Below are 24,540 nucleotides of genomic sequence, written 5' to 3'. Positions count from 1 at the left end.
CTTTTTGCTTGTAGCTGAGCAACTTTTTTTATTCTCGTAACCTGCATGGCTGACTAGTTTATAACCGTATGCACTATGCAGGTCATTTTTTACTTGTATTTGTACGTGCTATGGGGTGAATATGGCGTAGGGTGTGTTTCGACGTTCGCGCGGTTTAAGTGCGCTTACGTCTTTGCCTGTGTTTGTGTATTTTCGCCCGTGTTTGTAGTCGTTTTTGTATAAAGAGGGAACAAATGTGAGAATAGGGTTACGATTACGTGAGCGTGCTGTAACGTGCGAGCTTTATGGCTTCGAGTTGAAATATGTAATATATATGAAGTTGTAGTGTTTTTGTTCCCAAAATGCGTAGTTTTGAAAACAAAAACACTACAGAGTAGTAACATGCATATGTACTAAGAATGTGTTATGTGATTATTAGAGGTTATTTTTGTTGCTGCTATTTATTTAGAAACAAAATGTATTTCACTCATAGCCATATGATGCCAAGTATTTCCGATATCTACAGGAATAATACGATAGTATTTAAAAGAATTCTTTAGAATAGCTGCAGGGATTTTTATATATTGGCGTTCTATATGGACTTGAGAAGTTTTCCAAGGAATAGTAAAAATCATATCTTTTTGTCCATCTTTTATATTTTCCCAATTTATTCCATCTTTAGATGTGGAAAGCTTAAATTTTTTAATTGCCTGATCATTACCGTAGTTAGCGTAGAACTCTATGCCAGATATTGATCTACATTTATCAAATTTATAATTAATTGATATCTTTTCTTGCTTTAAATGAGAAGGCTTAAAGTCGAATACTCCAGTTTTATATCTATTGGTGATCTCCCCATTAAAAAGATTATCTATAGCATGAGGTTCTACAGGAACAAGTCCATTAGAACTATATCGTTTCATGTTGTTTGCTGAAAATTCAGGCGTGATAACCATGTGGGTTACATGACTGCTATGCTTCTGCAAAGAAACAATATTTACAATCCCACGTTTCATTACTGTTTTACCGCTACGTAATTTTGAAATATCATCTTCTGTTATTGGATCCCATGTTACTGGTTCTTGAGTTTCTATTCCATCACTCCAATTAACGCGTACATATGATTTTGTGCCTAATATGTTCTTTTCATAATAATCCTTAATACCATCACCATTAATGTCATAAGATTTTGTATTTATATCTTTATTACCAACAATTGGGTTTTCAGCAATAATGCTAACAATATGTAATTGATCGGAGGATAAATTATGTTGATTTTTAGGCAACTTTTTGTAAACTCGAACATAATCTATATCCATGGTATTAGGATAAGGCTCCCATTGCCATGACCCTGTCCAACCTCCTGATCGTTTTTCGTATAAAGACAAAAGCTGAATCATAGGATAGTCAATATTTACTGATACTTTAGCGTATTCATTACCATCTACATAAAAAACGATACGATCTGGGTATCCAGAGCGTGTTCCTGTACCTTTTTGCCAATCAAAACCATATACATGATATTCATCATTGAAACTCTTATTTTTGTCGTAATACGATCTCAATCCAGTAAAATGAGGAAAAGCAATTTTATCTCTCCAAGAATGTAGATTTGGTGGAACCTTATGATTGTCCCTGCCTTGTATTTCCATGATATCAATTTCAGCACTTTGCTCTGGAGTATCTTCAAATCCTAAGAGCCACCATGCGCTATGTCTAGCAGAACCAGGTTGACCTTTCATTCTCATCTCGTAATAGCCATATTGATTAATATGAGTTAGCTCTGTTTTGTCTGGATTGCGAACGATGTTTTTTCCTGTCCAATTGTGTAAGCTATTGCGATTACCGGTAGAAATACCGCTAACAATAGTTTGCCCATCAAATTCTGGACACCATGGTTGAGAATTTTGATTAATCTGTAATTGCAAATGTCCATTATTAACTAGATAGTTACTCGCATTTTGCGAAGTAGTGCTCCATGAAGATAGATATTTATTTACCCAATATTTTGTATCCAAATTATTTTCATTAAATTCATCATGAAAAATCAAACGATAGCCTTGTTTTTGTAGTTGATTACCTGGTATATTCTTACCAAATTTTGCGTAAAATGTGACGCCATTGCTTAGTTCAGAATGAAGAGTCTCAGGAATTAGAGATAATTTAAATGGGAAGATTGCCTTATATTCATTTCCTGAGCTTTTTATTCGCCAAAACCAGCCTAGAAAATCTTTACCTTTCCTAATAGGATTTTCTGGCAGATTACTGTCATAGATCGTATAATCTTTGCCATTAAAATCGACTTGTAATGTTTTTATTACGTTGTCGTCAATCATGAAACGAACAGGAATATTTGTCTTGGCTTTATCAGTGTCTCTATTCTCAAATGTACGGCTATGCTTAGAATTGATTTCTAAACTGTTTGCCACCGAAAACCAGTTACTTTGTACAACACATGTACTTATACATATAGCAGAAAATATGCACATGCACTTTTTATTAAAATTGATTATCTTCATTGATTATCCTAATTATGTAAAAACATTTAGCTATAAATATTTAGCCCTTTACTGATCCAGCTAAAAGACCAGAAACTATCCACTTCTGGCAGAAGCAGAAGAAAATAAACACTGGAATCAAAGCTAATACAGTCGTTGCCATGAACAAAGGCCAGTTTGTTGTGAATTGTTGTACAGCATTGTAAACCTGTAAGACAACAGTCTGTTTGTCTGTTGATGATAAGAACACGCTTGGTAAAAGAAAGTCATTCCAAGTGCCCATTGTTTGGAAAACAACTACGGCTACAATAATTGGACGTATAAGAGGCAGAACTATAGTCCAATATATTCGGAATGGTCCTGCGCCATCAATTTTTGCTGCTTCAAATAATTCTTGTGGAAGAGCTTTCATATAGCCAACAATAAGGAAATAGCAAAAGACGCAGCTACCCATATATAGTGCTACAAGACCTGTAAGAGTATCTGTTAAACCTATTGAAGATTCCATACGGTATAAAGGCAATAAAGTCGCTTGTACTGGTATTGCAAATGTAATCATTAGGATTGACCCAATAATCATAGTAAAAAGAGATTTTTTCTGTACTACACCATAAGCTGCAAGTGATCCGATTAATACTTGCAAAATAACAGCAACAGCAGTCACAATAATTGTGTTTATAAATGCTTGAATGATTGTTCCATCTGCAAACGCATCTATGTAATTATTCCATAACCATTGTGTTGGTAGCTGCAATGGGTGTTTAATCATGTCGATAGGTGTTTTGAATGAACTAATTACAACGTAGTACAGGGGGACAGCGCATATTAGAGCAATTGTCCAAACAACTATAGTTCGAACTGTTTGAGATACGATTTTGTGACGCTTGTTCATTATTGGAATCTCCTTGCAACTGTGCTTGATACCTTCATTTGGATTGCAATAACAATTACGCAAGCAATCGTGAATAATGTAGATAATGCTGATGCTAAACCAACGTCAGATTGTCCCATGCCGCGCATAATTATCGCTTGAGTTATGGTATTTGTGGAATGACCAGGACCTCCAGCGGTCAATGTGTATGGTAAGTCGTATATTTTCAAAGCAGTTGTCATCAATAAAAATGTTGAAACAACCATTCCTGGAATTAACTGTGGCAAAGTTATATGAACGAATCGCTGTAAACCATTCGCACCATCTACTCTCGCTTGTTCATAGAGATCTGCTGGAATTGCCTGAAGCCATGCGATGTATAAAGTAGCATGCCATCCAACTTGCATCCATACTGCTACGAACATTACGCAAAAACGTGCCCAGTTATCTTGAGAAAGCCATTGAATAGAAGGTAAGCCAAATGTGTGTAAAACTTGATTGGCGACTCCAGAATCTAAAGGAGAAAAAATGTATTGCCAAATTAGACCAATTACCGCTTGTGCTGGTACTCCTAGGAAGAAGAATAATGATCGCAAAAAACTCTTACCAATCATTGCTTGATTTAAAACAACGGCTAGAGGAATTGCCAGACATGTAACTACGATGGTAACGATGAATGAATACATCAATGTAAAAATTAATGCTGAAAGTAATGATGTGTCAGAAAAGACTTGTTGATACTTTTGCAAGCCGATGAAGTGAAAATTTAAATCGTAGCCATTGAAATCAGTAAATGAGTAAAAAATTGATTGCATTAAAGGAATTAAAGTTAACACAATAAAAATAATCACTATTGGCAATAGGAACCAAAATGAAGTTAAATTATCTTTAAAGGCAGCTGAAGATACAGAAAACTTATGTCTTATTTGCTCAGAATTGCTGTTATTGTTTGGTGAACACCTCATAGTAATGCCCCCTCTATGATCTACAAATCTGCTATTGCTAACAGGATTACAGATGCAAATTACTCTTGTCAATGAAAACGGGTTGCACTCTGTAACAGATTTTACTGATTTAAAATTTCAGAGTGCAACCCATTCTGCTTATACTATTTCATCGAATTCCATTTATCGTCTAACAACTTAGTGAATTCTTTTGGAGTGATTTTTCCTTGAACTAGCTCTTGTTGACGAGATGCCATCTCTGTCATCATTGCGCTAGGAGACTTGGAGAAGTTCACCCAGTAGAATTTGTTATTTTGGAAATAATCTTTAATAACTCCAGCAAGTTCAGCAGGAGGATCTGCGCGATACTTATCAGATAATGACAAAGTTCCAGCATTTGTTGTGAACGTCTTAAGACCATCCTTGCTGTTCAAATATGCTAAGAATGTTTTTGCTGCTTCTTGCTGAGCTTTAGATGCTTTAGCTGCAATAGCGAATCCTTGGTCAGGGCCACCATTAATCCACTGCTCTCCATTCTTATAAGAAGGCATAGGAGCAACACCAAAATTAATTCCAGAGGCTTTTACATCTGCCAAATCCCAAGGACCAGAACGCATAACTGCAAGATTTCCAGTGACAAATTCTTGCTTTACCTGATCTGCTGTTAGGCCAATGCTCTTATGAGGAATGACTTTTGCGTCTATAGCTTTAGCCCATTCGCTCAATGCTGGAGTCCACTCTTTACTAAATGTTGAAGATCCGTTCCAGATTACTTCGTCTTGCTTATCGTTTTTGTCAGAAGCATATTTACTTGCTAATAATGCCTCGAATGTGCCAGATGGCTGTGTGTTAAAATCTTCCAAGAATGCGACTTTACCAGAATCATTAATCTTCTTGCCCATAGTAATAAAGTCGTCCCATGTCTTAGGGAATTCAGTGTATCCAGCTTGCTTCAAAATATCTTTATTGTAAAACATTGCACCAACCCAAGCAGAAACTGGCATGCCATATGTTTTACCGTTGTGTTGGAATAGCTTGAAGTTTGATTCATCAATTCCAGAGAAGAATTTTGATCCTGAAATATCCAGAGCTTGACCAGATTGCATTATGTCAGTGCGGTTATCCATTGTTAAATTGAAAATCGTAGGAGGAGTGCCGCCAGCTAGTCGAGTTTGCAGAGTTTGGATGTATTGCGTTGAATTTTGACCATATTGCGCATCAATCTTAATATTTGGATGTGCTTTTTGAAATGCTGAAATTACATTGCCTATCTGATTTTTCTTGAAGTAAGAATAAAACGAAATAGATACTTTTCCAGCAGAATTTCCATTGCCACATGCTCCCAATGGTAATAACACTGTGGCGAGTGTCACCAGTGCCACCGCCGTGCGCTTTACATTTCGAAACCCACACCTCATTGTGATTTCCTTTCTTTGTGATAGCAAATCTTCTACCATCTTTTCAATACGTATTAGTACTGATAGGTACAGTATGACACATATCTTATAAAAATGCAACTTAAATATAGTTATATGTGTTTTTAAAAAGATATATAACAAGCGTAAAAATAGTGATTTATTAAGGGATTTCGTTATTTATGAGCAGGATAAACTTGTATGGATAAAGAATATTTTATATATATTAGACAATATCCATTATTAATATTATAGTAATAATACGTATTAGTAATAATTGAATGTATACAGATAATATTTTTTAGGATGCAAGATGAACGTGGAAATTAGTCGCACAACGGATGTGCTAAATACAGCAGAGACAACAAAAACAAATGTAGTTTCAAACATGGCTTCAAACATAGCTGATAAATTTGTAACCACAATTAGGTTGCTCGAAGGGGAGCGCTGGTGGGGTGGAACAGTAATTGATGGGATATATGAACCATTTGGGAAACAAGTATTTACAAGAGATTTGTCTGAATGGACTCAAAAACTAAGAGAAGTTCCTGAAGCCTCAAATCAATCTTCTCCGCTACTAATATCTACGTGTGGACGATATGTATGGTGCAAAGAACCTTTCAAATTTACATTCGCAGATAGAACTCTATCGATAGAACATTCATCATCTCTAACGTTTACCAAAGTTGGGGATAAATTATCTGATGCTTATAAGTATGCTTGCAATAAATATTTTCCACCAAGCGGTAGAAGTATACCTGCAGATCTTATTGATAAGCCGCAATATAATACTTGGATCGAAATGCCTTATGCTCCAACGCAAAATAAAGTAGAAAATTATGCGCGTCAGATTCTTGAATTAGGAATGCCATCTGGAATCATTATGATTGATGACAAATGGTCACCTGATTATGGTGATTGGACATTTGATATTTCGCGTTTCCCAAAACCTCGTAAAATGATTGACTCATTGCACGAACAAGGCTTTCGTGTAATGCTTTGGCTAGTGCCTTTCATTAGTCCTGATTCTGAAAATTTCCGTTATTTGGAAAAAGAAAATCTTTTATTGAGAAGTGTAAATGGGGAAACAGCAATACGACGATGGTGGAATGGCTTGAGTGCTGTTTTGGATTTGTCGCATCCAAAAGCAATCTCTTGGTTAGAAGAGAAGCTTGATGCTCTTAGACAAATAGGTGTTGATGGGTTTAAATTCGATGGTGGTGATTTTTATGAGTGTCATAACGATGACATTTCATACGAATCAATGACGTCTGCAGAATTTTGTGAGCGATGGGCGAAATTCGGGTTGCGCTACTCTTACAACGAGTTTAGAGCATGTTGGAAAATGGGTGGTCAGCCTTTAGCGCAGCGCTTACGAGATAAGCCACAATCGTGGGGGGTTGAAGGTCTACAATCGCTTATTCCAGAAATAATAGCTCAAGGTCTTATTGGTCACGCATTCACATGTCCAGATATGATTGGTGGAGGCGAAATTGAATCTATGCAAAATGCTAATAGTATAGATCAAGATTTCTTTATTCGGTATGCACAGATTGCAGCATTATGTCCTATGATGCAATTCTCTACTTTACCTCACCGTGTTTTAGATAAAGAGCATATGAAAGCTCTAATTTGTGCTATAAGAACGAGAGAAGCACATTTGCCGACGATACAAAAGTTTGCATTAAATGCTGCTAATACTGGTGAGCCAATAGTACGACCAATGTCTTACCACTACGATCATTGTGAAGATATAATTGATCAATTCTTACTTGGAGACAGAATTATAGTGGCTCCAGCTCTTCATAAATATCAAAAACAGCGTTCTGTTTATATTCCTGATGGAAGTTGGGAAAGTGATGATAAAATTATTTTTGATGGACCAACTACTATCATTGTTGATACGCCGTTGGATCGAATTCCAATATTCACAAAAAAAATGTAGAGTATATTTTGTATATACTATATATTCTGTATATTTTGGGATTGATGGCAAGTAGTACAAAGGTTGTAATTGCTTAGCGATAGGTTGTAATGCAATGAGAATTTCACAAGACGGATTTGCCTACAAAGCTCCTACAAGTAAAGATGTAGCGACTTTAGCTGGAGTTTCGCAAACAACTGTTTCGTTTGTTATTAATGATAAAAACGGGATTGCTCCTGAAACACGTAACCGTGTACTCAATGCAATGCGCACACTTAACTATCATCCTAACGCTGGCGCTCGCATTCTTCGAACATCTAAGACGAACATTATTGCACTATTTGCAGAGATGCGTAGCAATAAAGATGCAAATGAAACTACTCCTTACATAGATACCATAGTTCGTTATGCTGAAGAACATGGATATGATGTTATTCTTAACACAACTGCACATGATTCAAAGAGTATACAAAGATTAGCTAATAAGACACTTTGTGATGCTTTTATCCTTATGGATATTGAGACTAATGATCCTCGTATACCAGTAGTTTGCCAATTGACTCAGCCAACAGTGCTAATTGGAAGACCTAGAAATGCGCAGGGCTTGGATGTCGTAGATTTAGATGCTCGTATTGCAGGACGCATGGCAGTTGATGAACTATATGAGACAAATCATCATCATATTGCTGTAATAGGGGAGCCTGTGAGTAACCCGTACTCTATAGACTTTGAAGAGCCTGAAAACATGTTCTTTATTCACGAGTTCCATATGGCCATACGTCAAGAATGTGAAAAGCTTAATATTCCGTATTCTATAATCCCAAGAAAATCTCCAGACTGGACAGGTTTTGTTGAATGCGCTGACAGATTATTGAAGTACAAAGATGATAGACTTGGTATTATTGTTCGTCAGCCTAGTGTAGCTCAGTGGTTGTTATGGTATTTGAAAGAACGAAATATTCAGCCTGGGAAAGATTTATCGGTTATCGTACATTGTTCTGATGATTATGCAGAGAGTTTCCCAACGCCTATTACTAATATTTCAACTGTTCCAAGAGAAGTTGCAAAAACTGCGATTCAACTAGTACTTCAGAGACTAGATAGTGAATCCAATCAACAGCATTCTGAATTTAAACAAAATAAGATTATTCCTAATCGAACTAATCGTGAGATACTTGTAGCTCCATCTAATATACATAGGAGAGCAACGACTGTTACATCATGGTAATACGCCTTTTAAGTATTTCATATGCAATTTGTGATATAAAAGTATTATGTCTCTTATGCGCAAAACAAAGCACGTGCTTATGAATAAACTTAAACGCGTGACATGTTTATGCGCAGCTGCGTCGATTTCTCTATTGGCGGTAGCGTCTTTGAGTGGGTGTGAGCCTAATAATCACGCGGTTGGGGATACGGGTAAGGCAGACGACATAGTTCACGATGGCATTGACGTAGAAGATATCAAGCTACTTATAGTTGGGTCAAAATCCGCATCTCTTGATTCCAAGCTTCTTCATTTATGCGAAAAATCTGGTTTGAGCGCAGCTTATGCTTCTGTGTCGGATGTTAAGAACGCTAATGAGGCTGCAAGTGATGCTATTAAGTCTGCTTCCGAGCAGCCTGTTTCTATGATTTTGATTAACAACATTAATATTGATGCTTCAGATTCTACAGATTTAGGTGTTAAAAGCAATGCTGGTGGAGCGCATGTAGATTTAAAGGCTCGTGAATCTTGGATTGATGCGCTTAAATATGCTCGTTTTGCTGGAATACCAGTAGCTCTTGTGAATCCTACAAATCCTCCGAAGGATTCAACTTTGTATGCTGCAAAATTGTATATTTTCAAGGATTTAGACAATCAAGCTTTGTTTGAGTTTAATAGGGATAATAAGTCGAATGTAGATAAATCGGGAAAAATTCAACATTCATCTCTTCTAAAAATCGTTCAATCCTTAATAGATAATACGCCTCACAGCAGGGATGTGATTATAAATGACAAGAACTAGCGTAATTAAGAAAGATTTGCCAGATTTACCAGAAGTTGACGAGTCTGGTTTAAATGCAGATGAAGTTTCTTATGCTGTGGAAAATGGCGACGTTAACATTACGACTAATCGAACATCTAGGTCTGTGCTTTCTATTGTGCGCGCCAACGTGTTTACACTTTTTAACGCGATTATCTTCGTGGCAATGGTGGTTGTGCTCGCTACTGGATCTTGGAAAGATGCCGTTTTTGGTTTTGTTATTTTGATTAACACTGGTATTGGCGTTGTTACTGAGTTGCGTGCAAAACACACGCTTGATAGGCTTTCGATTCTTGTGGCTTCGCAATCGATTGTGCGACGAGGCGGCAAGAACGTTTTTATAAACCATTGCGATATTGTGCTTGGCGATTTGTTATGGGTTCGTGCTGGAGACCAGGTTCCTGCAGACGTGCAAGTGCTTGAATCTTGGGGTTTGGAGATGGATGAGTCAATGCTTACGGGCGAATCTGCAACTGTACGTAAGGCTGCAGAGGATCTCGTATATTCTGGCTCTACCGCTGTTTCTGGTGTTGCTTTGGCTCGTGTTACGGCTGTGGGTGGCAACAGTTATGCTGCTAGATTGGCTGCTCAAGCAAAGGTCTACACTAAAACAATTTCGGATTTGAGCCGCGGAATTAACACGATTTTAAAGTGGATGACGATTGTTGTTGTGCCTCTTTGCGCTTTGCTTGTATGGTCTCAGATTAGTAAGGTTGGTGGTTTTGCGCTTGCGTGGCAGACTGGCAATTGGCGTAGTGCCGTGGTTTCTGCTGTCGCTGGTGTTGTTGGCATGATTCCAGAAGGTCTTGTGCTTTTAACTTCGCTTAATTTTGCTGTTGCTGCTATGCGCCTCGCTCGAAAGAAGACTCTGATACAAGAGCTAGAATCTGTGGAAACTTTGGCGCGAGTGGATTGTTTGAATTTGGATAAAACTGGCACTATTACGGATGGTGGAATCGCATTTGTAGGCGTGGATTTGCTTGATGACAATTTAAGTGATGTTGCAAAGCAGAGCAGCGCGGATGCTTTCGACTTGAATGATGGTTTGCGCGGTTTTGTAAATCAAGCTTTATTTGATTTGTCTAATGAAGAAAATCCAAATGCTACTGGTATAGCAATTATGGAAGGTCTTGGTAGTAAAGATACCTTTAGCAAAGGTCTTAATGATAAAAACGTTGAAAATCAGGGTGTATTCTCTGGCTGCGTAATAAATAATCGTCTTCCGTTCTCGTCTTCTAGAAAATGGAGTGCTATTAATTACAAGCATAAAGATGGTAGTTTTGAAACTTGGTACATGGGTGCTCCAGAAGTTTTGGTTAGTGCGATCCGTGAGTTTCGTGATTGTTCTGACGGCAATTCTGATTCTAACTATTCTAATATGCGCTCGCATGAGCAGTTTGATCGTATTTTGCATACTGTAAACGAATATGCTCAAAAAGGTGAGCGTGTGCTTCTCCTTGCTTTAGATGACAGCGATTCATGTGATTCTACTTTTTCTGATTCTCCTACTATTTCTTCTAATGCGCGTCCTGTTGCCTTGGTTCGCTGTTCGGAGAAAATTCGTTCGGATGCTAGACAAACGCTCGCATGGTTTAGGAAACAGGGAGTTAGATGCCGTGTTATTTCTGGCGATAATCCTATAACAGTTGCTGCAGTGGCTGAAAAAGTTGGATTAACCGGCGATTCTAAGCCTGTTGCTATGGATGCTAGGAATCTTCCTAAAGATGTTAATCAGCTTTCTCAGGTGCTTGAGAATGTTGATGTTCTTGGTCGTGTTTTGCCAGATCAAAAAAAGGCGATTGTTCAGGCTCTGCATGCTAAGGGTCATGTTGTTGCTATGACTGGCGATGGTGTTAACGATACTCTTGCGCTTAAAGAAGCGGATTTGGGTGTAGCTATGGGGAATGCTGCTCCTGCGGCTAAGGCTGTGGCTCAAGTTGTGCTTGTTGATTCGCGTTTTTCGCATCTTCCAGACGTGGTTGCTAGGGGTCGTCAGGTTATGGCAAACATGGAGCGTGTTGCAGGCTTGTTCCTTGTTAAAACTGTGTATTCTGCACTTATTTCGGCTGGTGTTGTTCTTCTTGGTCTTCACTTCCCGTATTTGCCTCGTCACATAACTTATATTGGCTCGTTAACAATTGGTATTCCAGCGTTTTTGCTGGCTTTGGCTCCTAATTCAAGACGTTATATTCCAGGGTTTTTGCATCGTGTTGTGCGTTTTGCTCTTCCTAATGGTGTGGCTGTTGCTATATCTGTGTTGGTTACGGCTGTTTTTGCTCCTATGATGTTGGTGCGTGGTTTAGATGCTTCTGGTGTGAGTGCTTCCAAGCTCATTGTTGGTGCAGCCAAGTCTTTGGATGTGACTCGTAGTATTTGTGCGGTTGTTGTTTTTGCGCTTGGTGTAGTGGTTTTAGCTACTGTTTCTAAACCTATTTTTTCTTGGCGTGGAATAATGGTGTTGTGCTTTGCGCTGGCTGGTGTTGTGGGTGCGTTTATACCGTTTGTCGCTCATTTCTTTGATTTGCACATTCCAACTAATGGAAACGATATGTTTGTTATGATTTGTGCAGTAATGTTTGCTTTTGTTGTGTGGATGCTTTTACACTTATTTAGCAGACTAATCGTAAGTTGGTTAGACAACAGTCATTCTTCTGATATTTCTGCTGCAGATATTTCTATGGATGAAGATGCTGATTAGCTTTTATTAGCTTTTATCAACTTTAGTTGGTTTTTGGGTTTTGTAGTGCATTTTATTTTTATGTTGAACGCAACGTATATCGAATCGCTGCGTGTCGTGCCTTTGAAATTATGCTTACAATGTATATGTGTTCAGTATTTTAGAAATGTTTTCGATTGGTGTAGGACCTAGTTCTTCTCACACTGTTGGTCCTATGCGCGCTGCGAACGCTTTTGTTACCTCGTTGAAGGAAAGCGGAAAGCTTAATAATGTTGCGCGAGTTCATGTTACATTGTACGGTTCTTTGTCTCTTACAGGTTTGGGTCATGGCACGGATCGTGCTTCTGTTGCAGGTTTGGAGGGTAATTTACCTGACGATGTTGATACAGAACACATGATGACTATTCGCGAATATTGTAAAAAAACTGGTACTTTGACTCTTGCTCATAGTCATACTATTGAATTTGATTACGATTCAGACGTGATTTTTGAAAAGTGGAAGCGCATGGTTGCACACCCTAATGGCATGAGGTTTGTGGCTTTTGATTCTCAAGGTAACACTGTTGACGAGCAAGTTTGGTATTCAATTGGAGGTGGTTTTATTCGCAAAGGTAACGCGAATGATGCAATGGTTGGGTTGCATGATCGCGTTTTAGACGATGCGAATAATGTTGATGATTCTAAGTCTGACTCGACAAATAATTCTGTAAATGGCGATTCTACGGTTGCTGGCGATTCTTCCGTAAATTCTTCCAATGATTCAACTGTTCCTTATCCTTTCTCAACTTGTAAAGAGCTTATTTCAATTTGCAAAAAAGAACATAAGAATATAAGTGATATTGTTTGGCAAAATGAGCTTGCTTTGCATGAGGGGGATGCGGATTACGTTCGCTCCTATTTGCTACATGTGTGGAAGGTTATGAGCAAGTGTGTGGAAAATGGTTGTAATTCTAAACAGGAGATTCTCCCTGGAGGACTTGATGTTCCTAGGCGTGCTCCCAATATGTATGCTCGTCTTGCTGCTAATTCAGATATGCTTCGTCAGAATCATCGTAGGGCTGATTCAGCTTTAGAAAGCTCCGATTCTGCGTGGGTTAATCTTTTTGCACTTGCTGTGAGTGAGGAGAATGCTGGTGGTGGTCGTATTGTTACGGCTCCCACTAATGGTTCTGCTGGAATTATTCCAGCTGTTTTGCAATATTATTGGCGGTTTGTAGATAGTGCTAGTGAAGATGGAATTGTAAGATTCCTTCTTGCTTCTGGCGCTGTTGGATACCTGTTTAAACGCAATGCTTCGATTTCTGGTGCAGAAGTTGGATGCCAGGGAGAAGTTGGTTCCGCGTGTTCTATGGCTGCTGCTGGATTATGTGAGGTGCTTGGCGGCACTCCTGAACAGGTTGAAAATGCTGCGGAAATTGGTATTGAGCATCATCTTGGTTTGACTTGTGATCCTGTTGGCGGTTTGGTGCAGATTCCTTGCATTGAGCGCAATGCTATGGCTGCTAATACGGCGATTAATGCTGTGAGAATTGCTCTGCTAGGTGATGGTTCGCATATTGTTAGCCTTGATAATGCGATTAAAACAATGAAGGAAACTGGTCAAGATATGATGTCTAAGTACAGGGAAACATCTAAAGGTGGACTCGCCGTAAACGTTGTTGAATGTTAGATTGAATCCTAAATTAAATTTTGGATTTAACTTGGGATTTAACTTTATATTATTGGCATAGGTAGCGGTTGAGTGCTAATCTAAATCACGCTATAAGATTACAGGACTGTTATAATGTTCGAATATAATGTTCGAAGTTTTTGGATAATGCTATTAAACATTAGTTGATTTTTGCAAATGTTTTAAGCATTTACATATGACTGTAAGGGATTGGAAAAGGTTATAAAGGAGGGCAATATGGCACAGGATATGCCAGAAGTAGTTGCGGAATTTGGTACTACGCCAACGGTGACGTTCCCAGCGTCTGAGCCACCAGCGGGGCTTAAGGTTGTTGAGTTAGTAGAAGGTAATGGTCCTTTAGTTCGTGCTGGAGATACTGTGACTGTTAATTATCATGGTGTTGTTTGGGGCGCGGATAAGCCGTTTGATTCTAGCTTTGATCGTCATAGGCCAGCAAGTTTTGGCATTGGTGTTGGTCAGGTGATTCAGGGATGGGATCGTACTGTTCCTGGTCATAATGTTGGCTCTAGGCTTCTTGTTTCTATTCCGCCTGAGTACGGTTATGGTTCTCGTGGAGTTCCTCAGGCTGGAATTGGTGGTTCAGACACTCTTGTGTTTGTAATCGATATTATTTCTACGCGATGAATATTGCGTGTGATTGATTTTTAATTTGCTGTTTTATTCTTTGTTCTTTATTAAGGAGATTACAAAATGGCTGAAGAAAAAACGATTTTGTTGACTAAGGAAGCTTACGATAAGCTCAAGGAAGAATTGGCTCATCGCGAAGGCGAGTATCGTGATGAAATTACTGAACGTATTGCTGCTGCGCGAGCTGAGGGCGATTTGTCTGAAAATGGTGGTTATCAAGCTGCTCGTGAGGAGCAGGGCAAGAATGAGGGTCGTATTAACGAGCTTATTGTTAAGCTTCGTAATGCTAAGATTCTCGAGGCTCCAGAAGCTGGCAGTGTTGGGAATGGCTCTCTTGTAACTTTGGAGCTTGCTGGCCGAGAAATGACTTATGTACTTGGCTCTCGCGATATTGCTGTTGCTACAGATTACGATGTTATTAGTCCAGAATCTCCAATTGGTGCTGCAATAATGGGCGCTAAAGCAGGTGATACTGTTAGCTATTCTGCTCCAAATGGTCGTGAGATTTCTGTAACTATCAAGGATTCTCATCCTCTCGCATAATAAATTTTATGTGACAGGAAAGTTCATTTTTTAATCGCTGTGATTTTAAAGCTCTTATAGTTGCTAATCACAGCGATTTTTTTTTTATTGTTTGTTTTACATATTGAGAGAGTATTTGTAATGTTTTGCGTTTGCTAGAAATTTAGTTCTAGTTCTGCTCAAAACGTTAAATTTTTCTTAAGATAGTAACAACTTTACCCATTATTTTTGCGTGTGATCCATCAATAGGTGAATACGCTGGATTGTGTGGCATAAGCCAGACGTGACCATTGTCTTTTCTAAACGTTTTTACAGTAGCCTCATTATCTAGCAGTGCGGCAACTATATCTCCATTTGTTGCTTCATTTTGTTCTCGTACAACAACGTAATCTCCATCGCAGATTGCTGCATCGATCATTGAATCTCCATGCACTTCTAGCATAAATAGATTTCCGCTTCCAGTAAGTCTTTCTGGCAATCTCATAACATCTTCAACGTGTTGCTCTGCTGTTATAGGTGTTCCAGCCGCAATTCTCCCAACAAGTGGTACGTCGTGTGAGTGAATCAATGAGTCGTTGTTGTATATGCTTACGTTTACTGCTGATTTTGTAATCAGTGTATGAGCTTTTTCCTTATTTTTCTTTAAGAAATCTCCAATAACCTCAATGGCACGCCCTTTATTGGCGCTTATTCTTATTAGTCCTTTCATTTCTAAGGCTCGCAATTGATGTTTTACGGAAGAAGGACTTCTTAAGCCTACAGCTTCGCCTATTTCTCTAAATGATGGAGGAAATCCATGTTCTTCAAGGCAATTTTGTATGGCATCCATGATTTTGCGCTGACGATCTGTTAGTGGTTCTGTGTTGTGCGCCGCGGAATCACTAATCTCGTTTGTGTTGATATTCATGGTGTCTCCTTTCGATGATTTTATTCTATGACAAACTCGCAAAAAAATCAAACATATGTTCGACACGCCGTTGCATCTTTAGAACAGATGTGTCAAGATTGATACACCTGTTCGATAGAACAAATGTTCATATGGATTTATATTGATTTAAATTTGTGAGAAAGGGTAATTATGCATAAGAGATCAAAAGCAACTGGTGCTTTATATAGTCAGTTTGCGAACAACGGTACTTGCGTAGATAAAACTTGTTTAAAACGAAATGAGTATAGTAAATCTTTTATTAGATTTACTGTTTTTGTTGCTTTAGTGTGTTTTGCATGGATTATTTTTACTCCAAAGCCAGCAGTTTCTGCAGTGTCAAAATCTTTTGTAACATACACTGTTCGTCCTGGAGATACTTTATGGAGTTATGCAAAAACTATAGCAAACAAAGACAGTAATATTTCTGATTCTGTAGATTATCTCATGCAAATTAATAATTTAGATTCAGCAGATTTAGAAGTAGGTCAGTCTATAAAAGTGCCGTTTATAGACGATTAATCAATGTAGATAATTTTATTCGATAGTTAAAATATGGAGGTTTATATGGATTGGATTTGCGAATGTGACTCGTATGATGAAGATTATAACAATGTTGTATTTATGGCTTCGTTGATATATGAAACAACGGTACAAGTAATTGCAGATATGGCTTTATATCCATCAATTCAGGTATTTATTGGTAAAATTTATCAAGAATATGGACAAAAATATGAAAAAATCGATTTATTTATATAACAAATATTAAAGCATATATAACATATTTTAATAATTTTTAGTATGCTAGATGTATGCATTGTCCTTTTTGTAAGAATTCCGATACTAAGGTTATCGATACGCGAATTAGTGAAGATGGATATTCGATTCGTCGCAGACGTGAATGCCAGATGTGTGGCAACCGCTTTACGACAGTTGAAACTACTCAACTGCTTGTTATGAAACGATCTGGTTCAATTGAGCCATTCGACCGAGCAAAGGTGGTTGCTGGTGTAGGAAAAGCTTGTCAGGGTAGACCTATAGACTCTGAAGCTTTAAAGACGTTGGGAATGGAAGTTGAAGCTGATTTGCGTGCTCGCGGATTAGCGCAAGTTACATCTGAAGAAGTTGGAAAAGCAATATTGAAACCATTGCGAGAACTGGATGAGGTAGCTTATCTTCGTTTTGCTAGTGTATATCAGAACTTCGCTGGCTTGAAAGATTTTGAACAAGCCATTGAGGATCTTAAAAAGAGTAAGCAATAACCCTTCTTGTTTGACCCATATATTTCAATAGGTCAAACAATGTACTAGGTTATTCGGGTTTAGTGTTTTTGTGTTTATTTTGAAAAATCAGCATCATCTTGTGTGCGCAAGATGACTAATCGCTGTGTTGGTCTTGTCATAGCAACGTACAGATTTGCTGCTGCTGTAAGCATAGATGCTGCCTCTTGTTCTATTTTAGAAGGTTGCATCAGAATTACGGCATCGTATTCTAATCCTTTAACGTCTTCAGGCGTGCAAACGCTAATCTGACTATCGTCTGAACTCTGTTGAAGTATGCGATTGTATTCTTTATCGGAAAGATTTTTACGAAGAGTATCTTTAACGATTTTATCAGTATGGTCTAATAGTTCATTAGGAACTATTATCGCTACGCGACCACTTCCATCTTCTGATACGAATTCTTTAAACAAATCAATGCAATATTTTGAAAGCGTTCTATCTAGTTCATCTTGATGCTTAAGTGTATGGGTAACAAGAGAATCAGGAACAGATCGTACAGCATTGACTGTGGAAATGTACAATCCAGAGTTGTTTGCCACTTTTCCTGCAGCATCTGAAACTTCTTTAGGGTTACGATAATTAATGGTCAACTCGTAAAGATCCCAGTTTGCATCTCCAAACAGTGAGCTCATATTCTTTTGCCAATGATGCGTTCCACCTAAAGCGGATGTTTGAGCAACATCACCAACGATTGTAAATGATCTGGAAGGGCAGCGACGGATTAGCATTCGCCAATCCATTGCTGTAAGCTCTTGAGCTTCATCTACAACTACATGACCATAAGTCCACTCTCTATCTGACGCAGCAAGATTGGCAACCATGCTTGTATCGTCACCTTGAATGTTCTCTATGAGCATATCTGCGGTAACGATTCCATTTCCAATGCCATTTTGAGCAAGTGTTTCAGAAGCGTATTGCTGCTCTTCGAGCTTTTTGCGAGCATTTGCAGCATTTTGTGCCTCAACTTTTGGATCTTCACCTAGAAGCTCCATAGCCTCATCAAGAAGCGGTATATCAGAGCGAGTTAGAGGACTACCTTTTGGTCTAGTTAATACACGAATATCGTCTTCGCTTAACCAAGGAGCATATATGCGAAGTTGTTCAGGTTTAGAAAACAGCTGGTCAATAAGCCACGTGGCAGTCATAGGGAGCCAAGCAAGATTCAGAGTAATCTTAAGTTTCTCTTCCATACGAAGCTGCGATGTAATATCGGATATTTCAGACTGCGAAGGAGTGTAATCTAACTGTTCGAGGTATCTATTTCTAAGTGAACTTATAACTGACTTTACGAAAGTTTTGCGAGCCTGATTATGAGGTTGATGTGTTCGTTGAGCATCTGATTGTGCAAGCTCAATATCCTCTTTTTTGAGTTGTACAGCAAACCCGTTTATGCGTAGCGTTGGTAAATCTTTAGGAACACGTATTCTTGCACAAACAGCGTTCTGAATAACGTTTTTCATGCGATACATTCCCTTAAGCTTTGCCGCATGTGGAGTATCTTCTGCAACAGCATGAACATTTGGGATCAAATCAGAAATTGTTCTACTTACAACACCAGTTTCACCCAAAGAAGGCAAAACTTGATCTATGTATCTTAAGAATGCCGAGCTTGGTCCTACAATCAGAACGCCTGATTTTTCAAGCTTTCTACGATGTGTATAAAGAAGATATGCTGCCCTGTGCAATGCTACTGCGGTTTTGCCAGTACCAGGCCCACCTTGTACAACAATAGTATGGTCAAGAGGAGCGCGAATAATGCGGTCTTGTTCAGCTTGAATAGTTGCAACAATATCCGTCATTTTTCCAGTTCTGCGAGAACCTAGTGAAGCTAGTAAAGCACCTTCGCCTGTTAGAGTTCCCTGCTTAGAAGCCTTGTTTACCTCGTCTGCATGAATATCAAGAATCTCGTCTTCAACTCCAACAACCTCGCGGAATTTAAGAGTTATATGCCTACGCATAACGATGTTTCCATGGTGACGTGGCGTTGCCTCATAGAATGGTCGCGCAGCTTCTGCTCGCCAATCTGTAAGAATAGGATCGTGATTTTCACTGAGTAGACCAATCCTACCTATGTAGTGTCTTGTTCCTTCGCGATCATCAAGTCTTCCAAACACAAGTCTGTCTTCTACGGCTCTAAGTTGAGTTAACCGATCCTCATACATTGTTGCAAATGAATCACGTTCGGTGCGCTGAGTAGGAGAACCGTGTGATCCTGCAGCTCGTACAGCGTCAAGTCTTGTACGAACCGTAGAACGCAAGTCATCCAAGCGTCCGTAAGCGCAATCAACTGCTTGTTGTTCTTCGCTAAGTTGTGAGGAGTACGTAGACATTTGTGTCCGTTCTTCTTAAATGTTGAGCTAAAAACTAGGCGTTTAAGTATATCTCGAGGCTTATACACGGTATTTTCTAAGAAAGTTTTTGCAACGAATGCATAAAGTGGCACTTTTATGAAAAAAATATTATTTTTTTATAAAAAAGTGGGGATTTTTGGTGAGGAATGGGGTAAAATGGTGAACGATGTGCAAGTGGCATATTGCATGTTGAAAAGGAGGTGGAGTTATGGCTCGTAATAATGCGGATGATAATGCGCAGAATAAAGCCAATTCCTCCTTTGTGCATGCTCAAAATCTCTCTGACAGTGATTCACAAAATATTGCTCAAGCTAATGCTCAGGGAATGCATATGCCAATGCAAAATCCTCAAGCGTACGCTCAGCCTTATTATGTGATGCCACAGATGTATCAGCCACAGCAGATTCCGCCAATGCAGCAGATTCCTTTTGCTCAATCCATTAACCAGGCTCCATATTCGGCTTTTAATTCCACTCCTTTACCGACTAATGAAGATTCTCGTGGTAATGGCATAAGCAATCAGAATCAGCAACAGAATCAAACCCCAATTCTTCTTGGCACATATGCTCCAAAAATTGATGGAAAAGGTCGTGTAGCTTTACCAGCGAAATTTAGATCTCAATTAGGGAATGGTTTTGTTATGGCGCGCGGTCAGGAACGTTGCGTATATGTACTGCCAATGCAAGAGTTTCAACGTATTACAACGCAGATTCAGCGCACATCTATGAGCAATAAGTCTGCAAGAGACTATTTGCGAGTGTTTCTTTCTGGCGCTGTAGATCAAGAACCAGATAAGCAGGGACGCATAGTAGTTCCACCAATGTTAAGAGATTACGCAAATCTTGGAGACGAGATTGTTGTAATTGGTGTTGGCACTCGCGCAGAAATATGGAATAAGTCTGCTTGGAACAAATACCTTGCAGATCGTGAGCAAGATTATGCAGATATTGCAGATGATGTTCTTCCGGCGGTGATCCAATGAAAGGTGATCCGATGAAGGACTTATCTACAATACACGCACCAGTATTGCTTGACGATTGTGTAAATCTAGTATCTCCAGCGTTAAACCACAAGAATTCTGTTGTTGTGGATTGCACGCTGGGTCTTGCTGGTCATGCAACAGCTTTTCTTAAAGCTGCTCCTCTTGCAACGCTTGTAGGCATAGACAGAGATGGCGAAGCTCTTGAGCTGGCTACGAAAAGAATGCGTGAAGAAGGATTAGACGAACGTTTTATTCCAGTACATGCAGCATTTGATGAAGTTGACAAAGTTCTTGAAGATTTAGCAATCTACCATATTGATGCAGCATTTATGGATTTGGGACTTTCTAGCTTGCAAATAGACGAAGAAGATAGAGGATTCTCATATTCTCACAACACTGCATTAGATATGAGAATGGACACTACACAAAGCATAACAGCTGCGACTATTCTCGCGACTTATGATTCGCATAAGCTTGCGAATATTTTCCGAGAATATGGTCAAGAGCGTTTTTCTGGTCCAATAGCTCGCAAAATTGTTCAAGTTCGTGAAGAGACTCCGATTACCACATCTGGTCAGCTGGTTGAATTAGTTGATAACGTCATTCCTCGTTTTCATCGTGCTCCAGGAAACCCAGCTAAGAGAGTTTTCCAAGCTCTTCGCATTGAGGTTAATGGAGAATTAGACAAACTTGCTAGGACACTACCAAAGTTGGCTCTGCGTTTAAATCAAGGTGGCAGGATTGTTGTTGAATCTTATCATTCGCTAGAAGATATTGCGGTTAAAAGATTCATGAACAATGGCTTAGAAGTAGATGTTCCAGCGAATATGCCTATTGTTCCAGCAGATGCACAGCCTTTCTTTAAGGCGCTAACTAGAGGAGCTGTAAAAGCATCTAAGGAAGAAATAGCAAATAATACTAGGTCTTCGTCTGTTCGCTTGCGTGCAGTGGAACTGATTCGAGATATTCCAGAACGTTGGATTAAGGAATTTGAATCTATTTCTAGAGGTATTGAAGAATCATCTAATTCTTCGACTATACGATTTGCACATAAAAAAGGGGGTAGGTTCTAATGATTAAACCATTAAAAAACCGTGCTCCTGGATTGTCTACTGTTACTGCAACAGCAGCTCCTGCAGGTCGTGTAAAAGAAAAAGTTGTTGGAGATTCAAGGAAAAATCGTGTTCTAAAATCCCTTCCATTGGTATTTAGCGCATCAGACCGCAGATCTTACACAGTAATGAACCGCTTGCATAAGGTTATAGAGTGGAGCAATACTCGTAAAGCGCCTCTTTTTAATGTGATTATCGTTGTTTTGTTCTTAGTAATCACTCCTACAACATCTCTATTGTTGCGCACAAAAATGGCAGAAATATCTTTTGAACAGGCTGCTACACAATCGAGTATTTCTAGGCTTCGTCAAGATGTAGAAACAGCGCAAACAAAATTAGATACTTTAGAGGCGGATCTTCCAGCAAAAGCGCAAACGATGGGAATGGTTCCGCAGCAAGGTGCAATAACCGTTGATTTAAGCGATTATGCAAATAAAAAGAAAGCTGAAAAAGCAATGCTTGATGCTAAGAAAGCTCAAACACAGGCTAATCTCAAGAATCAAAAGTCGCAGCCCAAACAGCAGGCGCATGATTCACAACAATCTAAACAACAATCTAAACAACAAAAACCAAAGGATAAGGAGAAACATTGATGAGCCGCCAAATCAAGCAACGTTTCGCCAAATATTCAGGCAAAGTTAATGGAGTTGTTAATTCTATTAAAGACAAAGTTAATAGAACAAGCAATTCCAGTGGATTTTCAAAAACCAGTAAGTCTCTAAAAGATGGTATTAGTCGCGTTTTTAGCTTACTGAAGCTGATTAAAAGAAAATCGCAATTTACAAGGTTTAAAAAGGCCAGCACATACAATGCGAATTCTTATGAGGCTTACGGATCCTATAATCGGTCTGCTGCTAATAAGACTGCTGCGATGAATAGCACAGTTTTTGCAAAGAAGTGCGTAATTGTTGCAATTATTTTTGCGTTTGTTGCAACATGTGCAATAGTAAAACTTAGTTTTATACAGCTTATTAATGCTCGTTCTACTGCTCAGGCGGCTCAAGCAGAACGTATTAGGACAAAACCAATTCTTGCTAGAAGAGGTCGTATTTTAGATACAAACGGTTCAGTTCTTGCTCAAAGTGTTGAAAGATACAATATAATTGCTGATCCTATGAATGCGCAGGCGTTTAAACCTACTCCTTGCACAAAACAAACTGCTGGTAATTGTCATTCGATTAATGGTAAGGATGTTGAAGGTACTGGTGCCGTGGCGGTGGCACGTCTTTTAGCTCCAATTCTTCATATGAGCTCTGTTGAAATCGGCGGAAAGATTTCTGGATTGGGTCGTTACGCAGTTATCAAGAGGAATGTGAAGCCTTCTGTTAAGCGTGCAATTGACAAACTCAACCTTTCTGGTTGTGTTTATGCAGAAAACAGTAGTGAACGAGTGTATTCAAGTGGTCCTATTTTGGGTGCCCTAATTGGTTCTGTCAAAGATGCCGAAGAAAGCTCTAGACCAGAGGCAAAGGGTAGAAGAGGCGAAATAGGTGAATCTGGATTAGAGCTTTCGCAAGATAAAGTTTTAACTGGTACAGATGGATATCAAAAGTATCAGGGAAACAATGTTGGAAATGAGAAAATTCCTGGCACTGTTAGCGAATATAAAGATGCTGTAAATGGTAATGACATAAAGTTAACCATTGACAGCGATGTAGATTGGTACGTTAAAAAAGTTCTTCTTGACGGAATGAAGCAGTACAAAGCTGGATGGGGAATTGCTGTTGTTCAGGATATTCGCACTGGTGAGATTCTTGCGTTAGAAGATACTGACGATATTAAAGCTGGTTCTTCAGCTGCTAGAGCATCTGTTTCTAAAGCGGTTAGCCAGATCTTTGAGCCAGGTTCTATAGGCAAAGTGTTTGCCATGGCTGGAATGGTTCAATCTGGTGCGCGTCAACTCAGCGACAAATTCTCAGTTCCAGGGACAATAGACAAACAAGGTCAGGTTTTCCATGATTCTCACAGTCATGGTATTGAACGTTTAACATTAGCTGGAATTTTAAAGGAATCTTCTAATGTTGGCATGATTTTAGCTGGCGAAAAATATCCTAATAACAAGCGTTATGAGTTTTTGTCTAAGTTTGGAATTGGGCAATATACTGGTTTAGGTTTACAAGGTGAATCTCCTGGTCTTCTTCCAAGCGTACAAGCATGGGATGGTCGTAAGCAAAACACTGTTTTGTTTGGTCAGGGTTATGCCACTAACGCTTTGCAAATTACTAATGCTATTGCGACTATTGCGAACAAGGGTGTAAGGCTCCAACAGTCAATAATCAAATCTGTAATAGATCCTCATGGACGTGTTTCAGAGCACAAGAGACCTCAGGCAACTCGCGTTTTGGATGAACATGTAGCATCGCAAATGTTGAATGCTATGGAAAGCACAGCGGAATCTTACAAGAACTTTATATCAATTAATGGATACCGTGTTGCTGCTAAGAGTGGTACTGCAGAAGTAGCGGGATTCGGTGGAGGATTAAGTTCTATCGTTGCAGATTGTGCTGGAGTCATTCCTGTGGATAATCCACGATTTGCTATTACAGTGGCATTAAGTAATCCTCAGGGAACTTTCGGCGTTGTTGCAGCAGCACCTCTTTTGAAAGCAATTGGAGAATTCTTGATGCAAAAGTATGATGTTCCAGTTTCTACTCCTCGTAGCAACCCTATTGCTGTAGAATGGTGATATACAACAAATAAGGGCGAGTGCGAG

Annotated in this window: 20 protein-coding genes; 14 read left to right on the top strand and 6 right to left on the bottom strand. The window is 39.0% G+C overall.

Annotated features, from left to right (window positions below):
- Nucleotides 1-440: 440 nt before the first annotated feature.
- The 4 genes from P0106_RS00905 to P0106_RS00890 all read right to left on the bottom strand — a co-directional run bounded on the left by P0106_RS00905 (nt 441) and on the right by P0106_RS00890 (nt 5,710).
- Nucleotides 441-2,408 (bottom strand): family 16 glycosylhydrolase, encoded by a 1,968-nt coding sequence (locus tag P0106_RS00905; RefSeq protein WP_473730321.1) that lies wholly within the window; start codon nt 2,406-2,408, stop codon nt 441-443.
- Between the two features lie 130 nt (nt 2,409-2,538).
- Nucleotides 2,539-3,369, bottom strand: a complete 831-nt coding sequence (locus P0106_RS00900; RefSeq protein ID WP_004115716.1) for a carbohydrate ABC transporter permease — start codon at nt 3,367-3,369, stop codon at nt 2,539-2,541.
- On the bottom strand, nt 3,369-4,313 hold the full coding sequence (locus P0106_RS00895) for a carbohydrate ABC transporter permease (RefSeq protein WP_004112250.1): 945 nt from the start codon (nt 4,311-4,313) through the stop codon (nt 3,369-3,371). The genes P0106_RS00900 and P0106_RS00895 overlap by 1 nt, the downstream gene beginning before the upstream one ends.
- Nucleotides 4,314-4,456: 143 nt before the next feature.
- Complete coding sequence (locus tag P0106_RS00890) at nt 4,457-5,710, bottom strand: ABC transporter substrate-binding protein (protein WP_004112252.1); 1,254 nt, start codon at nt 5,708-5,710, stop codon at nt 4,457-4,459.
- Between the two features lie 310 nt (nt 5,711-6,020).
- Here P0106_RS00890 and P0106_RS00885 point away from each other — a divergent pair, with 310 nt between their 5' ends.
- The 7 genes from P0106_RS00885 (at nt 6,021) to P0106_RS00855 (ending at nt 15,195) form a co-directional block, all read left to right on the top strand.
- Nucleotides 6,021-7,652: a glycoside hydrolase family 31 protein gene (locus tag P0106_RS00885; RefSeq protein WP_020760919.1), complete on the top strand. Its 1,632-nt coding sequence runs from the start codon at nt 6,021-6,023 to the stop codon at nt 7,650-7,652.
- Between the two features lie 94 nt (nt 7,653-7,746).
- Nucleotides 7,747-8,859, top strand: a complete 1,113-nt coding sequence (locus P0106_RS00880; protein WP_004112255.1) for a LacI family DNA-binding transcriptional regulator — start codon at nt 7,747-7,749, stop codon at nt 8,857-8,859.
- 46 nt (nt 8,860-8,905) lie between these two features.
- A complete protein-coding gene (locus P0106_RS00875) occupies nt 8,906-9,640 on the top strand; it encodes a hypothetical protein (RefSeq protein ID WP_473730320.1) in 735 nt (244 codons plus the stop codon).
- The gene (locus P0106_RS00870) at nt 9,627-12,356 is read left to right on the top strand and encodes an HAD-IC family P-type ATPase (RefSeq protein WP_004116921.1); all 2,730 of its coding nucleotides are present in this window, start codon (nt 9,627-9,629) and stop codon (nt 12,354-12,356) included. The genes P0106_RS00875 and P0106_RS00870 overlap by 14 nt, the downstream gene beginning before the upstream one ends.
- A gap of 145 nt (nt 12,357-12,501) precedes the next feature.
- Entirely contained in the window at nt 12,502-14,004 is a 1,503-nt protein-coding gene (locus tag P0106_RS00865; protein WP_248911627.1) for an L-serine ammonia-lyase, read from the top strand.
- Between the two features lie 237 nt (nt 14,005-14,241).
- Nucleotides 14,242-14,649, top strand: a complete 408-nt coding sequence (locus tag P0106_RS00860) for an FKBP-type peptidyl-prolyl cis-trans isomerase (protein ID WP_004112263.1) — start codon at nt 14,242-14,244, stop codon at nt 14,647-14,649.
- A 66-nt stretch (nt 14,650-14,715) separates the two neighbouring features.
- Entirely contained in the window at nt 14,716-15,195 is a 480-nt protein-coding gene (locus tag P0106_RS00855) for a GreA/GreB family elongation factor (protein ID WP_004112265.1), read from the top strand.
- 166 nt (nt 15,196-15,361) lie between these two features.
- On the opposite strand, the gene lexA is transcribed toward P0106_RS00855, so the two are convergent.
- On the bottom strand, nt 15,362-16,081 hold the full coding sequence (gene lexA, locus P0106_RS00850; RefSeq protein ID WP_004116917.1) for a transcriptional repressor LexA: 720 nt from the start codon (nt 16,079-16,081) through the stop codon (nt 15,362-15,364).
- A 171-nt stretch (nt 16,082-16,252) separates the two neighbouring features.
- Here lexA and P0106_RS00845 point away from each other — a divergent pair, with 171 nt between their 5' ends.
- Genes P0106_RS00845 through nrdR form a run of 3 tightly spaced genes read left to right on the top strand, consistent with a single transcriptional unit; the run spans nt 16,253 to nt 17,361 of the window.
- Nucleotides 16,253-16,621 carry a LysM peptidoglycan-binding domain-containing protein gene (locus tag P0106_RS00845; RefSeq protein ID WP_415706650.1) on the top strand — a complete coding sequence of 123 codons (369 nt, stop codon included), beginning with the start codon at nt 16,253-16,255 and terminating at the stop codon, nt 16,619-16,621.
- Between the two features lie 45 nt (nt 16,622-16,666).
- On the top strand, nt 16,667-16,858 hold the full coding sequence (locus tag P0106_RS00840; protein ID WP_014554736.1) for a hypothetical protein: 192 nt from the start codon (nt 16,667-16,669) through the stop codon (nt 16,856-16,858).
- Nucleotides 16,859-16,911: 53 nt separating this feature from the next.
- Nucleotides 16,912-17,361 carry a transcriptional regulator NrdR gene (gene nrdR, locus P0106_RS00835; protein ID WP_004116911.1) on the top strand — a complete coding sequence of 150 codons (450 nt, stop codon included), beginning with the start codon at nt 16,912-16,914 and terminating at the stop codon, nt 17,359-17,361.
- A 74-nt stretch (nt 17,362-17,435) separates the two neighbouring features.
- Here the strand turns inward: nrdR and P0106_RS00830 are convergent, their stop codons facing one another.
- On the bottom strand, nt 17,436-19,712 hold the full coding sequence (locus P0106_RS00830) for a HelD family protein (protein ID WP_473730319.1): 2,277 nt from the start codon (nt 19,710-19,712) through the stop codon (nt 17,436-17,438).
- 229 nt (nt 19,713-19,941) lie between these two features.
- On the opposite strand from P0106_RS00830, the gene mraZ reads away from it, so the two are divergent.
- The 4 genes from mraZ to P0106_RS00810 are packed head-to-tail and all read left to right on the top strand — an operon-like array spanning nt 19,942 to nt 24,513.
- Nucleotides 19,942-20,715 (top strand): division/cell wall cluster transcriptional repressor MraZ, encoded by a 774-nt coding sequence (mraZ, locus tag P0106_RS00825; protein WP_004112277.1) that lies wholly within the window; start codon nt 19,942-19,944, stop codon nt 20,713-20,715.
- A gap of 11 nt (nt 20,716-20,726) precedes the next feature.
- Nucleotides 20,727-21,788, top strand: coding sequence for a 16S rRNA (cytosine(1402)-N(4))-methyltransferase RsmH (gene rsmH, locus P0106_RS00820; protein WP_004112279.1), 1,062 nt, complete (start codon nt 20,727-20,729; stop codon nt 21,786-21,788).
- Entirely contained in the window at nt 21,788-22,420 is a 633-nt protein-coding gene (locus tag P0106_RS00815) for a hypothetical protein (RefSeq protein WP_004116905.1), read from the top strand. Before rsmH ends, P0106_RS00815 begins: the two co-directional genes overlap by 1 nt.
- Nucleotides 22,420-24,513, top strand: a complete 2,094-nt coding sequence (locus tag P0106_RS00810; RefSeq protein WP_004112286.1) for a peptidoglycan D,D-transpeptidase FtsI family protein — start codon at nt 22,420-22,422, stop codon at nt 24,511-24,513. The genes P0106_RS00815 and P0106_RS00810 overlap by 1 nt, the downstream gene beginning before the upstream one ends.
- Nucleotides 24,514-24,540 lie beyond the last annotated feature (27 nt).

It is taken from the genome of Gardnerella sp. c11Ua_71 (genome assembly GCF_055818025.1).
The sequence above is the reverse complement of the archived record's forward strand: the minus strand, read 5'-3'. Positions and strand labels throughout refer to the sequence as shown.